1 protein-coding gene is annotated in these 387 nt (G+C 71.8%); it reads left to right on the top strand.

Annotated features, from left to right (window positions below):
* Window positions 1-387: universal stress protein (locus tag RB628_RS41610; RefSeq protein WP_318325795.1), on the top strand; the 387-nt coding region annotated here is incomplete at both ends.

Here is a 387-nt window from a genome sequence, read left to right on the forward strand (position 1 = left end):
ACCGGACACTGCACGAAGCGGGTGCCGAGGTACTCAAGGAGGCGGTCGCCTTCGTCGAGTCCCGGCGGCCGACGGTGGAGGTGTCGACGATGCTGGCGGAAGGAGAGCCCGCGTGGGTTCTGCGGGAGGAGGCGCGGAACGCCTCGCTGGTCGTGGTGGGCTCCTGGCACCTGAGCACCCGGCGCGAAATGTTCACCTCCGCCTCCGTGGCACTGCCGGTCTCCGCCCACGCTCCCTGCCCGGTCGTCGTCGTTCCGGAACCGGAGCACATCACCCAGGAACCCGCGTACTTCGTCGTCGGCGTCGACGGCAGTCCCCACGCGGCCGCGGCGGTGGACGTGGCGTTCGAGGAGGCGGCCCTGCGCGGAGCGGCCCTCAGGGCCCTGT

This window comes from Streptomyces sp. ADMS (assembly GCF_033441795.1).
Lineage (GTDB): Bacteria > Actinomycetota > Actinomycetes > Streptomycetales > Streptomycetaceae > Streptomyces.